The following is a 13,137-nucleotide window of genomic DNA, read 5'->3' as shown; positions in this document are numbered from 1 at the left end:
ATAATGTCGAAATCATCGGGCGTGATCGCCCCGCGGTCGGAGGCGGAGGCCTTTTTCAAGGCCAATCCCGACGTCGATTCGATCGAGATGATCTACACCGACATGGGCGGCGTTCCGCGGGGCAAGCGGCTGCGCCGGCACGAGGTGCTCGCGGTCTATGACAGCGGCCGCATGTTCCCCGGCTCGATCACTGTCGTCGATATCACGGGGCAGGATACGGTCGAGACCGGCCTCGTGTGGGAGGATGGCGACGCCGACCGCTCGATGAAGCCCGTTCCCGGCACCCTCGTCCGTACCCCGTGGGGCGGCGAGCAGACCGCGCAGTTCCTGACCAGCTTCTACGAGCTCGACGGCACCCCGCACGACCTCGACCCGCGCCATGTCCTCGGGCGCGTTCTCGATCGCTTCGCGGCCGACGGCCTGACCCCGGTGCTCGCGGTCGAACTCGAATTCTATCTCGTCGATCCGCGCCGCGCGCGCGATGGGCGCATCCGCCCCGCCCGGCCCGCCTACAGCCGCGACACGCCGCGCAATGTCGAGGTCTATGGCCTGCGCGAGCTCGACGATTTCCGGCCCTTCTTCGACGCGCTTTATGCCGCGGCCGATGCGCAGGGCCTGCCGCTCGAAAGCGCGATCTCCGAATTCGCGCCGGGCCAGTTCGAGCTGACGCTGCGCCACAAGCCGGACGCCCTGCGCGCCTGCGACGATGCGATCATGTACAAGCGCCTCGTAAAGGCGATCGCGCAGGCGCACGGGCTGGAGGCGACCTTCATGGCGAAACCCTTCGCCGATCAGGCGGGCAGCGGGATGCATATCCATGTGTCGGTCGACGACACGGCAGGCGCCAACATCTTCGCGAGCGACGATCCCGAAGGGACGCCCGCGCTGCGCCACGCGATCGGCGGCATGATCGCCAGCGTCGGCGACGGCTTCGCGCTCTTTGCGCCGCATGCGAACAGCTATCGCCGCTTCAAGGCGAACAGCTACGCCCCGGTCGCGCCAACGTGGGGCGTCAACAACCGCACCGTTTCCTTTCGCATCCCGGCCGGGCCGCCCGCGAGCCGCCATGTCGAGCATCGCGCCTGCGGCGCCGATGCGAACCCCTATCTCGCGGTCGCCGCCGTCTTGGCGGGGATGCATCACGGCATGGCATCCAAGACCGATCCGGGCGCCGCGGTGGTCGGCAATGGCTATGATCGCGACGCTTCGGGCGACGACAAGCCGCCGTCGAACTGGTTCGCCGCGGTCGATCGCTTCCACAATTCGCAGTTGATGCGCGACTACCTCGGCACCCGCTTCGTCGACATGTTCAGCATCGTCAAGCGCGTCGAGCAGGACAATTATTTCAGCGTCGTCCCGACCCTCGATTACGACTGGTATCTGCGGAACGCCTGAAACGAAGCAACTATCTTCCAAAGATTTCTGCTGCAGCGCAAAAAAGCCTCTTTCCAAGCCGCGATTATTGAGTCAGCTTCGCGAAACAAACAGGGAGGCCGGCCATGGATCTGAAAGAGTTTCTCGGGCAAAGCCGGGGCCGTCGTTCGTTGCTTCAGGCCATGGGCGTCGCCGCGGTCGGGATCAGCTTCGGCGGCCTCGCGGCGTGCGGCAAGGGCGAAGGCAAGAAGCTCGCGAACGGCGAGGAAGCCAAGCTCAACTTCTACAACTGGGACACCTATATCGGCGAGACGACGCTCGACGATTTCAAGAGCGCGACCGGCGTCGAGGTCACGATGGACCTGTTCGACAGCAACGACACGCTGTTCGCGAAGTTCAAGGCGGGCAATCCCGGCTATGACGTGATCGTCCCGTCGAACGATTTCGTCGAGCGCATGATCCGCGCCGACATGCTCCAGCCGCTCGACCATGCACAGATTCCGAACATCAAGAATATCGACCCGAGCTTCATCAACGTCGATTACGACCCGGGCCGCAAATTCTCGATGCCCTATACCTGGCTGGTGCTCGGCATCGGCTATCGCAAGTCGAAGGTGAAGACGAAGCCCGACAGCTGGAAGGTGCTGTTCGACAGCGACGAATATAAGGACCGCATCGCCTGGCTGTCCGAGGCCGGCGACATGTACCGTCTCTACGGCAAATATCTCGGCAAGTCGGTCAACGCGCTGACCCCCGCCGATATCGAGACGATCTCGGCGATGATGATCAAGCAAAAGCCCTATGTGAAGAAATTCCACGAGGACGACGGGCAGGATCTGCTGATGAAGGGCGACTGCGACGTCGTCCTCGAATATAATGGCGACATCGCGCAGGTGATGACCGAGGACGACGACCTCGATTTCGTCGTGCCCAAGGAAGGCAGCCAGTTCAATTCGGACACCTTGTGCATCCCGAAGGGGGCTCCGCACCCGAAGAACGCACACGCCTTCATCAACTATATGCTCGATGCCGAGGTCGACAAGAAGATCACCGAGACGATCCTCTTCCCGACCCCCAATGCCGCGGCGAAGGCGCTGATGCCCGACAGCTACAAGAACAATCCCGTCATTTATCCGCCCGCCGACGTCCTCGCGCGCTGCGAATATGCGAAGTTCAACGAAAAGCTGCAACCGCTTTACGAGGAAGCCTTCACCAAGGTGCGGGCGGCGTAAGCCGTGGGCGCGTTCAACAGCTTCGTCATTGCGCCTCGTCATTGCGGGGGCCGAAGGCCCGCGGCAATCCAGAGCGGGTGCAAATCACCCTGGATTGCTTCGCTTCGCTCGCAATGACGGAGTGTAATATCGCAAACACATTATAGTCTGGAGGCATCGGGGGGATGGCCGAGCAGGACTGGAAAGCCAACAAAAGGGTGTTCGCGGCGGTGTCGCTGCCGACCCTGCTCTGGACGATCGCGTTTTTCGTCGTCCCGATGGCGATCGTCTGGGCCTATAGTTTCGGCCACAATGCCGGACTCAACGACATCCGCATTTCGGGCACGCTCGACAATTACAAGCGCGCGACCGAGTGGCTCTACCTCAGTATCTTCGGCAAGAGCTTCGCGGTCGCCGCGCTCGTCACCCTGATCTGCCTGATCGTCGGCTTTCCCGTCGCGATGGCGATCACCTTCGCCAGCGACAAATGGCGGCCCTGGCTGCTCCTCGGCATCATGCTGCCTTTCTGGACCAACCTCCTCGTCCGCACCTATGCGCTGATGATCCTGCTCGGGCAGCAGGGCTATGCCAACAAGGGACTCGGGATGCTGTGGGGCGGCGCGAGTTGGGTGAAGACGCTGGCCGGGCTCCAGCCACTGCCGACATGGGAGCCGGTGCAACTCCTCTTCAACAATTTCGCGGTCGTCTTCGGGCTCGTCTATGTCCACCTGCCCTTCATGGTTCTCCCCCTCTACGCGGCGCTCGACCGGCTCGACCGCAGCCTGATCGAGGCGAGCCTCGATCTCGGCGCCGGCCATTTCCGCACGATCATGCGGATCGTCGTGCCGCTCGCCGCGCCGGGGATCGTCGCGGGGGTGATGATCACATTGATCCCGGCGCTCGGCGCCTATCTCACCCCCGACCTGATGGGTGGGACCGACAGCCAGATGATCGCGAACGTCATCGAACGGCAGTTCAAGAAGGCGAACGACTGGCCTTTCGGATCGGCGCTGTCCTTCATCCTCATCTATGCGATGTTCATCCTGATCGCGCTGCAATCGCTGCGCCGGAAAGTGCCGGAGGCCGGCTGATGGCACTTTTCTCCCGCTCGCCCGTAGCGCCGCTCGAATATAGCCGCACCCTGTGGATGCGGCTCTGGGTCGGCACGGTCATGGTCTTCCTTTATGCGCCGCTCATCGTGCTGATGATCTTCAGCTTCAACGACAGCAAGCGCAACGTCGTCTGGCGCGGCTTCACGCTCAAATATTACGACAAGGCACTGAACAACGACTCGCTGATCGAAGCGCTGATCAATTCGCTGACCATCGCCGCGCTCGCGACGATCTTCAGTCTGATTCTCGGCGCCATTGCCGCGGTGATGCTCTGGCGCTTCCGTTTCCCGTTCAAGGGCGCGGTCGATGGAACGATCTCGCTACCGATCATCGTTCCCGAAATCTGCATGGGCGTCGCTTTCCTGATCTTCTTCGCCAAAGGGCTCCACTGGCCGACCGATCTCGTCTGGCCGCTTAATCTGGGCGCGATCACCATCGCGCACATCACCTTCTGCTTCCCCTTCGTCACCATGGTCGTGCGATCGCGCCTCGCAAGCTTCAACCGCGAGCAGGAGGAGGCCGCAAAGGACCTCGGCGCGGGCGAGTGGCAGATGTTCCGCGACGTGCTGATCCCGCACATGCGCCCGGCGCTCGTCGCGGGCGCGCTGCTCTCCTTCACGCTCAGCCTCGACGATTTCGTCATCACCTATTTCACCAGCGGCCCCGACACCGTGACCTTCCCGGTGAAGGTCTATTCGATGCTCCGCTTCTCGGTGACGCCGGAGGTCAATGCGGCCTCGACCATCCTCATCATCCTGACCATCGTCCTGACCGCCATCGCGCTGAAGCTTCAGGGCGTGAAGGCCATCGCGGAAACCCACTGATCATGACCGACGCCAAACAACCGATCATCCAGATTCGGAATGTCACCAAACGCTTCGGCAAGGTCGCGGCGGTCGATAATGTCAGCCTCGACATTCTCGCGGGGGAATTCTTCGTGCTGCTCGGTCCGTCGGGCTGCGGCAAGACGACCTTGCTCCGCATGATCGCGGGCTTCGAACTGCCGACGGAGGGCAGCATCCTGATCGACGGGCAGGATATGGCGGGCATCCCGCCGAACAGGCGGCCGGTGAACATGGTGTTCCAGAGCTATGCCGTCTTCCCGCACATGAGCGTTGCCGACAATGTCGCCTACGGCCTGAAGATCGCCGGCGTGAAGGGCGGTGAGACTCGCGACCGCGTTGCCGAGGCGCTCGATCTCGTCAAGCTCGGCGGGTTCGAGAGCCGCATGCCCGACCAGATGTCGGGCGGCCAGCGCCAGCGCGTCGCGCTCGCGCGCAGCCTCGTCATGCGGCCGAAGGTGCTGCTGCTCGACGAACCGCTGTCGGCACTGGATGCCAAGCTGCGCGCGCAGATGCAGTTCGAGCTTTCGGAATTGCAGGAAAAGGTCGGCATCACCTTCGTCACCGTTACCCACGATCAGGACGAAGCGCTGTCGATGGCGTGCCGTATCGGCGTGATCAACAAGGGCGAGGTCGCGCAGCTCGCCACTCCATCCGACCTTTACGAATATCCGGCCAATCGCTTCGTTGCCGATTTCGTCGGGTCGGTAAATATCTTCGAGGGCAAGCTGATCCTCGACGAACCCGACAAGGCCGCGGTCGACTGCCCGGGACTCGGCAAGGTCTATCTCAATCATGGCGTCACCGGCCCGCACGGCGCAGATGTCTGGATCGCACTGCGGCCCGAGAAAATCTATCTCCACGTTCCAGGCGAAGGAAAAGCCGTGCGCGCAGCGGCACAGGACGCCCCCGACGGCCATAATTTCGCACGCGGGGTCATCAAGGGCATGAGCTATCTCGGCGACATCACCCTGTTCGAGATCGAGCTCGAATCGGGCGCCCGTCTGCGCGTCTCCCGTCCGAACCTGTCGCGCCACGACCAGGAGGATTTCACCTGGGACGACAAGGTCAGCATGCACTGGCGCGCGGACAGCCCCGTCGTGTTGCTGGGCTGACGCCCATCCCGAAAAAACTTTCCTACATTATTTTAATGTGCGAGCCCGATCTTCGGCTCTTTCTCTCCGTCGCATGGCATTCGATGTCGTTCGCCTGAAGCCGCAGGGCTTAAAGCGACAAAGGAGACATTTCCGACGCGCCCATACGTATCCTTTGTCGCCTTAAAGCCACAAAAGACACGAATCATATGTACGTATGCGAGGCTTTTTTGAGGCTCCCAGTGAGATCAAAAGGTCAATGCGCCGCTTTCTTGCCCGGCAGGACGTGCAAAACCCCGACGATCACCCCGCCCAGCAACAGCCCGAAGATGCCGTCGCCGGCGGCCTTGATCAGCCAGGTCCAAAGCCCTTCAAGCGGCAGGCCTCCCGCGACGGAATGCGCCAGCGCTTCCAGCGCTTCGGCAATGCCGCCGATATGATATTCGTGAAGCCCGTGCAGCACGATCTGACCGCCGACCCACAGCATCGCCGCGGTGCCGATCGTCGCGAGCGCGGCGAGCAGCTTCGGCATGAAATCGACCAAACCGCGCCCGACCGCGCGGCGCGCCTTATTGCCTTCCTTCGCCATGTGAAGGCCGATGTCGTCCATCTTAACGATCAGCCCGACGACGCCATAGACCGCGACGGTGATGATGACCGCGACGAGCGCGAGCGTCGCGCCGCGCATCACCAGATGCTCGTCGAGCACTTCGTTCAGCGCGATCACCATGATCTCCGCCGACAGGATGAAATCGGTACGCACCGCGCCCTTCACCATCGTCTCTTCGTGATTCTTGTCGGCGACGATCTCGGCATCCTCGGCGAGGCTCGTCTTGTCCTCCTGGAGCGAATGGATGACCTTCTCGGCGCCCTCGAAGCAGAGATAGGCGCCGCCAACCATCAGGAGCGGCGTGATCGCCCACGGCAGGAAGGTCGAGAGCAGCAGCAGCGCCGGCAGGATCAGCACCAGCTTGTTGAACAGCGATCCCTTGGTGATCCGCCAGATGATCGGCAGTTCGCGGTCGGGGGTAAAGCCGGTCACATAGCGCGGCGTCACCGCGGTATCGTCGACCACGACCCCCGCCGCCTTGGCCCCGGCCTTCGACGCCGCGGCACCGATATCGTCGATGCTCGAAGCTGCGACCTTGGCGATGGTGGCAACGTCGTCGAGCAGGGCAAAAAGGCCGGATGGCATAAAGGTTTGAACTTTCCTCTTTAGAGTGCGCGGAGTCTGGGTTCGATCTCATCGAGAGATTTGCGGATGATGGCAACCATCTCGTCGATTTGTTCGGTCGTGATGATCAGCGGCGGGCACATGACCAGCGTGTCGCGGATGCCGCGCACCATCAGCCCGTTCGCGATGCAGGCGTCACGCGCCAGCGGTCCCGCCGTTCCTTCGGCGCCACCAAAGCGCGCGCGGCTTTCCTTGTCGGCGACGATCTCAAGCGCGCCGAGCAGGCCGATCGAGCGCGTTTCCCCGACGAGCGGGTGATCGTTCAGCGTCGCGAGCGCCTTCGCCAGATGCGGGCCAGTGACGCTGCCGGTGCGTTCGACGAGTCCCTCACGTTCGATGATCTCGATATTCTTGAGCGCCACGGCGGCGCAGACCGGATGCCCCGAGTAAGTGAAGCCATGGACGAAATCGCCGCCGGTCTTCAGCACATCGACGACATGGCTAGCGACCGCGGTGGCGGATATCGGGAGGTAACCCGACGACAGCCCTTTCGCCATCGGCATCAGGTCGGGGGTAAAGCCCATCGTCTCGTGCCCCCACATCTTGCCGGTACGCCCGAAGCCGCAAATCACCTCGTCGGACACCAGCAGCAGGCCATATTTGCGGACGACCGCCTCGACCTTCGGCCAATAGCCCTTCGGCGGGATGATCACGCCGCCCGCGCCCTGCACCGGCTCGCCGATGAAGGCGGCGCAATTTTCGGGACCGACCTCGAGGATCCTGTCCTCGATCGCCTTCACGCAGGCGTTGCAGAAATCCTCCTCGCTCATCCCCTGCCCTTCGCCATAGAAATACGGCTGGCGGACATGTTCGACACCGGGGATCGGCAGGTCGCCCTGCGCGTGCATGGCTTTCATCCCGCCGAGCGAGACGCCAGCGACGGTCGATCCATGATAGGCGTTCCAGCGGCTGATGAAGACCGTGCGCTTCGGCTCGCCCTTCAGTTTCCAATAGTGGCGCACCATGCGAAAGACGGTATCGTTCGCCTCGCTGCCCGACGCATTGAAGAAAATATGCGGCAGGCGCTGGCCCGTGAGTTCGGCGACCTTTGCCGCGAGCGTCACCGTCGGCGGCGTCGCGGTCTTGAAGAAAGTGTTGTAGAAGGGCAGCTCGCGCATCTGCGCCGCCGCCGCCTCGACCAACTCCTCGCGGCCATAGCCGACGTTGACGCACCAGAGGCCCGCCATGCCGTCGAGGATGCGGTGGCCGTCGCCATCGGTGATGTACGCGCCCTCGGCATGGGTGATGATGCGGCTGCCGCCTAGCCTTTCGATCTCGGCCCAGTCGGCCTGCGCGGGCAGATGGTGCGCGATGTCGAGGCGGCGCAGTTCGGCGATGTCATGATTGCGGGGCATATATTTGTTCCTGATCCAGAAGTCCGTTCGCATCGGGCGCGGTGGAGATGTCCCTCGACCCTGCGCCACGACGATGGGTATCTCGACTTCGCTCGACACGAACGGAGACGAGAAGCTGGCTTTCCGGTCAGGGCGAAAATCCGAGCCGTGCGAGGTAGCGGTTATAGCGGGTAACGCAGCGGTTCATAACGCGCCCCGCAGGGCCCGCCCGAGCAGGCGGAAATAGGTCTGGCTCTGCTCATGATCGTCCGCCGCCCATTCGGGATGCCATTGCACTGCAAGCAAGGGCGCGCCGTTCGGACGCGCGCTGTACGCCTCGACGAGCCCATCGGGTGCCCGCGCCTCGACAATCAGCCCGTCGGCAAGCTGGCCGATGCCCTGATAATGCACCGAGTTCACGTCGAGCGATGGTACTTCATAGGCCTCCGCGAGCAGCCCGCCCTCGACCAGATCGACCTTGTGATGATGGTCGAACATCGCATCGAACGCCACGCCGCCGGCGGCATGGTGATGCAGCAGATGCTCGTTCGCCGACGTGTCGCGCCGCAGCGTCCCGCCCAGCGCGACGTTGATTTCCTGAAAGCCGCGGCAGATACCGAACAAGGGCCGCTGCGCCTCAATCACCGCTTCGACCAATTCAAGCATCATGCAGTCGCGGTCGGGATCGAACGGCCCCTCCCCCGCCGCCGGGTCGCCATAGCGCGCCGGCTCGACATTGGAGGGGGTGCCGGTCAGCAGCACGCCGTCGAGCCGCCCCGCGACCTCGCTCGCCTTCATATAATCGGGAAGCGACGGGATGATCAGCGCCGCGCAATCGGCGTGTCGCATTGCAGCGGTCGCATAGCGGTTGATCACCACCTGCGCGACCTCGCTCCCGACCGTGCGGTTGCAGGCGATAATACCGAGGACGGGGCGCGAGGACATGCCCCCTTGCTGCCGATTTTCGTCGGCGTGCGCCAGCGGAATTTCAGCCGCGCTGGCGCGCGAAGGCCGCGGCCGCGCCGAACAATCCCGGCTGGGGATGGGTGATCAGCTTGACGGGCAGCGCCGCCATGAAATTCTCGAACCGGCCCTTGGCGACGAAACGCTCAGGAAAGCCCGAACGGACGAGCTGGTCGCGGATGCGGAGGCCAAGGCCGCCCGCGATCACGACGCCGCTCGCCCCCTGCGCGAGCGCAAGGTCGCCCGCGACGCTGCCGAGCGACAGGCAGAAACGATCGGCGGCGGCAGCGGCCAGCGCATCCTCGCCGCTCATCGCCGCCGTCCAGATGGTGCGGTCGCCCTGCGGCGTGATCGCGCGTCCCTCCATGCTCGCCAATGTTTCGTAAATATCGACGATCCCGGGGCCCGACACGATACGCTCGATCGACACGCGGCGGTGGCGCTTTCTCAGGCGGGCGAGGATCGCATCCTCAATGCTGTCGAGCGGCGCAAAGTCGATATGCCCGCCCTCGGTCGCCTGGACGCGATAGCCGGTGTCGTCGCGCCAGACATGCGCGACCCCGAGCCCGGTGCCGGGGCCGATGACGCTGATCGTGCCCTTCGCGGGAAGCGGCGCGTCGGGTCCGGTCAGCCGCTCGAAATAGCGCGCCTCGGCCTGCGCCACCGCGTGTCCCACCGCCTCGAAATCATTGACGAGCGCATAGCGATCGACATTCAGCTTCTCGCCGATCAGCGCCGGACGGATGATCCAGGGATTGTTGGTGAATCGGATGATCTCGCCGCGCGTCGGGCCGGCGATCGCGATCGCGACCGCGCGCGGCAGCGCCCCGCCCTGCTGACGCTCGAATTCCTGCCAGGCGGTCTGGAAGCTCGCATGATCTTTCGTGTGGAGCGTCGTTTCGGGGCCGAGCGAGACGACCCGCCCCGCCTCGACATCCGCAATCGCGAAGCGCGCGTGGGTGCCGCCGATATCGACCGTGACAATGGCTTCGCTCATGACTCTCCCTTGCCGGTCCGTTGCAGCCGGGTCGGCGCCGGAATGTCGCACGCGCAGCGGCGATGCAACAGCGCATAGCTATGCGCGGGCGCGACCTCGCGCCAGAATTTTCGCCGATAGAAGGGGAATGGCGCACCCGGAACGATTCGAACGTCCGACCCCCAGATTCGTAGTCTGGTGCTCTATCCAGCTGAGCTACGGGTGCGTGGAGACGCGCCTTTAAGGGGCTGCGCGGAGTCGCGCAACCCCCTTTGCGCGATTATTTTCTGAGGGCCGCCTGCGCCGCCGCAAGCCGCGCGATCGGCACGCGGTAAGGCGAGGCGCTGACGTAATCGAGCCCCGTTTTCTCGCAGAAATGAATGCTCGGCGCATCGCCGCCATGCTCGCCGCAGATGCCGAGCTTGATGCCCGCCCGCGTGCCGCGACCGCGCGCTGCGGCAAGTTCGATGAGTTGGCCGACACCCTCGACATCAAGGCTGACGAAGGGGTCGGTGACGAAAATGCCCTTGTCGACATATTGCGTCAGGAAGCGGCCCGCATCGTCGCGGCTGATGCCGATCGTCGTTTGGGTGAGGTCGTTGGTGCCGAAGGAGAAGAATTCGGCCGTTTCGGCGATCTCGCCCGCCATCAGCGCGGCGCGCGGCAGTTCGATCATCGTGCCGACGAGATAGGCGATCTCGCGGCCCTTTTCGGCGAACACCGCCTTGGCCTGCGCATCGACGACCGCCTTCATCAGGTCGAACTCGCGGCGCGTCGCGACCAGCGGGATCATCACCTCGGGGATCGGCGCGGCGCCGGTTTCGGCGGCGACGTCGCACGCCGCCTCGAAGATCGCGCGCGCCTGCATCTCATAGATTTCGGGATAGGTGACACCGAGGCGGCAGCCGCGGTGGCCGAGCATCGGGTTGAATTCGTGAAGCTCGTTGGCGCGCGCCTTGAGCGCCTCGATCCCGACGCCCGCGGCGGCGGCAACATCGGCGAAATCCTCCTCGCGCGTCGGCAGGAATTCGTGGAGCGGCGGATCGAGCAGGCGAATGGTCACGGGCAGCCCGGCCATTACGCGGAAGATCTCGGCGAAGTCGCCGCGCTGTTCGGGCAGCAGCTTGGCGAGCGCGGCGCGGCGGCCGTCCTCGCTGTCGGCGAGGATCATCTCGCGCACCGCGGTGATGCGCGCGGCATCGAAGAACATATGTTCGGTGCGGCAAAGGCCGATGCCCTCGGCACCGAAATCGCGCGCGACCTGCGCGTCGGCGGGGGTTTCGGCGTTGGTGCGCACCTTCATGCGGCGGACCTTGTCGGCCCAGCCCATCAGCGTGCCGAAATCGCCGACCAGTTCGGGCAGCAGGGTCGGAACCTCGCCCGCCATCACCTCGCCGGTCGAACCGTCGAGGGTCAGGATGTCGCCTTCGCGCAGTTCGCGCCCCGCGACGCGCAGCACGCGCGCGTTGCCGTCGATCGCCAGCCCGCCCGCGCCCGAAACGCAGGGGCGGCCCATGCCGCGCGCGACGACCGCCGCGTGGCTGGTCATCCCGCCGCGCGCGGTCAAAATGCCCTTCGCCGCGTGCATGCCGTGGATATCCTCGGGCGACGTTTCGACGCGGACGAGGATCACCGCCTCGCCCATGCCGGCGGCCTTTTCGGCGCTGTCGGCATCGAACATGATCTTGCCCGACGCGGCCCCGGGGCTGGCGGGCAGCCCCTTCGTCAGCACGTCGCGCGGCGCCTTCGGGTCGAGCGTCGGGTGGAGAAGCTGGTCGAGCGCGCCCGGATCGACGCGGCCGACGGCTTCCTCTTCGGTGATCAGCCCTTCGGCGGCCATCTCGACAGCGATGCGCAGCGCCGCTTTGGCGGTGCGCTTGCCCGAGCGAGTCTGAAGCATCCAGAGCGTCCCGCGTTCGACGGTGAACTCGATGTCCTGCATGTCGCGATAATGCGTTTCGAGCGTGTCGAAGACGCGGCCGAGCTCGCCGAAGGTTTCGGGCATCGCCTCTTCCATCGACAGCGGCTTGGCGCCCGCCTTTTCGCGCGCGATCTTCGTCAAATATTGCGGGGTTCGGATGCCCGCAACAACATCTTCGCCTTGGGCATTGATCAGCCATTCGCCGTACCAGGCGCGCTCGCCCGTGGCAGGATCGCGCGTGAAGGCGACGCCGGTCGCCGAGGTGTCGCCCATATTGCCGAACACCATCGCCTGCACATTGACCGCGGTGCCCCATTCGCCGGGGATCGAATTCAGGCGGCGATAGACCTTCGCGCGGTCGCTTTCCCAGCTCGCGAAGACCGCGCCGACGGCGCCCCACAGCTGGTCGTTCGGTTCCTGCGGGAACGGCGCGCCGGTTTCGCGCTCGACGATCGCCTGATATTCCTTGACCAGCGCCTGCCAATCCTCGGCGGTCATCTCCGTGTCGAGGTAGAAGCCCTTGTCTTCCTTCGCGATCTCCAGCGCTTCCTCGAACTCGGCATGGTCGAGCCCCATCACCACGTCGGCGTACATCTGGACGAAGCGGCGATAGCTGTCCCACGCGAAGCGCGGGTCGCCCGAAGCTTCGGACAGGCCGACGACCGTCTTGTCGTTGAGCCCGAGGTTGAGGACGGTATCCATCATCCCCGGCATCGACACGCGCGCGCCCGAACGCACCGAGACGAGCAAAGGATCGGCGGCGTCGCCGAAGCGCTTGCCGGTGATCTCCTCGATATGCGCGATACCCGCAGCGACATCCTCGACCAGACCCGCCGGGAATTGCTCGCCATTGGCATAGTAGGCGGTGCAGACGTCGGTGGTGATCGTAAAGCCCGGGGGCACCGGCAGGCCGATCGAGGCCATTTCGGCAAGGTTCGAACCTTTACCGCCGAGCAATTCCTTCGAGCGTTCGGCCGTCGTGGCCGCTCCGCCGAACAAATGCACCATCTTCGTCATGTCATGCTCCTGCTGCCCCGGGGAGGAGGTTGCGGCTGGGTAGGTATGCAATCGTGTTT

At 64.3% G+C, this 13,137-nt stretch carries 10 protein-coding genes and 1 tRNA gene; 5 read left to right on the top strand and 6 right to left on the bottom strand.

The window, feature by feature from the left end; all coding sequences use genetic code 11:
• Positions 1 to 3: 3 nt before the first annotated feature.
• The 5 genes from ACE3SL_RS02990 to ACE3SL_RS02970 all read left to right on the top strand — a co-directional run bounded on the left by ACE3SL_RS02990 (position 4) and on the right by ACE3SL_RS02970 (position 5,654).
• The gene (locus ACE3SL_RS02990; protein ID WP_374524275.1) at positions 4 to 1,395 is read left to right on the top strand and encodes a glutamine synthetase family protein; all 1,392 of its coding nucleotides are present in this window, start codon (positions 4 to 6) and stop codon (positions 1,393 to 1,395) included.
• 104 nt (positions 1,396 to 1,499) lie between these two features.
• Positions 1,500 to 2,606: a PotD/PotF family extracellular solute-binding protein gene (locus ACE3SL_RS02985; protein WP_374524274.1), complete on the top strand. Its 1,107-nt coding sequence runs from the start codon at positions 1,500 to 1,502 to the stop codon at positions 2,604 to 2,606.
• Positions 2,607 to 2,770: 164 nt separating this feature from the next.
• Positions 2,771 to 3,676 (top strand): ABC transporter permease, encoded by a 906-nt coding sequence (locus tag ACE3SL_RS02980; RefSeq protein WP_374524273.1) that lies wholly within the window; start codon positions 2,771 to 2,773, stop codon positions 3,674 to 3,676.
• Positions 3,676 to 4,521 carry an ABC transporter permease gene (locus tag ACE3SL_RS02975; RefSeq protein WP_374524272.1) on the top strand — a complete coding sequence of 282 codons (846 nt, stop codon included), beginning with the start codon at positions 3,676 to 3,678 and terminating at the stop codon, positions 4,519 to 4,521. The genes ACE3SL_RS02980 and ACE3SL_RS02975 overlap by 1 nt, the downstream gene beginning before the upstream one ends.
• A gap of 2 nt (positions 4,522 to 4,523) precedes the next feature.
• The gene (locus ACE3SL_RS02970; RefSeq protein WP_374524271.1) at positions 4,524 to 5,654 is read left to right on the top strand and encodes an ABC transporter ATP-binding protein; all 1,131 of its coding nucleotides are present in this window, start codon (positions 4,524 to 4,526) and stop codon (positions 5,652 to 5,654) included.
• 235 nt (positions 5,655 to 5,889) lie between these two features.
• Here ACE3SL_RS02970 and ACE3SL_RS02965 read toward each other — a convergent pair whose 3' ends face one another.
• The 6 genes from ACE3SL_RS02965 to ppdK all read right to left on the bottom strand — a co-directional run bounded on the left by ACE3SL_RS02965 (position 5,890) and on the right by ppdK (position 13,078).
• Positions 5,890 to 6,828, bottom strand: coding sequence for a DUF808 domain-containing protein (locus tag ACE3SL_RS02965; protein WP_374524270.1), 939 nt, complete (start codon positions 6,826 to 6,828; stop codon positions 5,890 to 5,892).
• Between the two features lie 20 nt (positions 6,829 to 6,848).
• Positions 6,849 to 8,222, bottom strand: coding sequence for an aspartate aminotransferase family protein (locus ACE3SL_RS02960; RefSeq protein WP_374524269.1), 1,374 nt, complete (start codon positions 8,220 to 8,222; stop codon positions 6,849 to 6,851).
• 183 nt (positions 8,223 to 8,405) lie between these two features.
• Positions 8,406 to 9,146: a gamma-glutamyl-gamma-aminobutyrate hydrolase family protein gene (locus tag ACE3SL_RS02955; protein ID WP_374524268.1), complete on the bottom strand. Its 741-nt coding sequence runs from the start codon at positions 9,144 to 9,146 to the stop codon at positions 8,406 to 8,408.
• Positions 9,147 to 9,189: 43 nt separating this feature from the next.
• The gene (locus ACE3SL_RS02950) at positions 9,190 to 10,161 is read right to left on the bottom strand and encodes an ROK family protein (protein ID WP_374524267.1); all 972 of its coding nucleotides are present in this window, start codon (positions 10,159 to 10,161) and stop codon (positions 9,190 to 9,192) included.
• 128 nt (positions 10,162 to 10,289) lie between these two features.
• A tRNA-Arg gene (locus tag ACE3SL_RS02945) sits at positions 10,290 to 10,366 on the bottom strand.
• 54 nt (positions 10,367 to 10,420) lie between these two features.
• Complete coding sequence (ppdK, locus tag ACE3SL_RS02940; protein ID WP_374524266.1) at positions 10,421 to 13,078, bottom strand: pyruvate, phosphate dikinase; 2,658 nt, start codon at positions 13,076 to 13,078, stop codon at positions 10,421 to 10,423.
• Positions 13,079 to 13,137 lie beyond the last annotated feature (59 nt).

Origin of the sequence: Sphingopyxis sp. (genome assembly GCF_041916015.1) — a bacterium.
In the GTDB taxonomy this organism is placed as follows: Bacteria; Pseudomonadota; Alphaproteobacteria; order Sphingomonadales; family Sphingomonadaceae; genus Sphingopyxis.
This window is presented reverse-complemented; position numbering and strand designations above follow the sequence as displayed.

Bases quoted from the DNA above. Each gene is read 5' to 3' on its own strand.
- ACE3SL_RS02990 (WP_374524275.1), top strand. From the start codon at position 4: ATGTCGAAATCATCGGGCGTGATCGCCCCGCGGTCGGAGGCGGAGGCC.
- ACE3SL_RS02985 (WP_374524274.1), top strand. From the start codon at position 1,500: ATGGATCTGAAAGAGTTTCTCGGGCAAAGCCGGGGCCGTCGTTCGTTG.
- ACE3SL_RS02980 (WP_374524273.1), top strand. From the start codon at position 2,771: ATGGCCGAGCAGGACTGGAAAGCCAACAAAAGGGTGTTCGCGGCGGTG.
- ACE3SL_RS02975 (WP_374524272.1), top strand. From the start codon at position 3,676: ATGGCACTTTTCTCCCGCTCGCCCGTAGCGCCGCTCGAATATAGCCGC.
- ACE3SL_RS02970 (WP_374524271.1), top strand. From the start codon at position 4,524: ATGACCGACGCCAAACAACCGATCATCCAGATTCGGAATGTCACCAAA.
- ACE3SL_RS02965 (WP_374524270.1), bottom strand. From the start codon at position 6,828: ATGCCATCCGGCCTTTTTGCCCTGCTCGACGACGTTGCCACCATCGCC.
- ACE3SL_RS02960 (WP_374524269.1), bottom strand. From the start codon at position 8,222: ATGCCCCGCAATCATGACATCGCCGAACTGCGCCGCCTCGACATCGCG.
- ACE3SL_RS02955 (WP_374524268.1), bottom strand. From the start codon at position 9,146: ATGTCCTCGCGCCCCGTCCTCGGTATTATCGCCTGCAACCGCACGGTC.
- ACE3SL_RS02950 (WP_374524267.1), bottom strand. From the start codon at position 10,161: ATGAGCGAAGCCATTGTCACGGTCGATATCGGCGGCACCCACGCGCGC.
- ppdK (WP_374524266.1), bottom strand. From the start codon at position 13,078: ATGACGAAGATGGTGCATTTGTTCGGCGGAGCGGCCACGACGGCCGAA.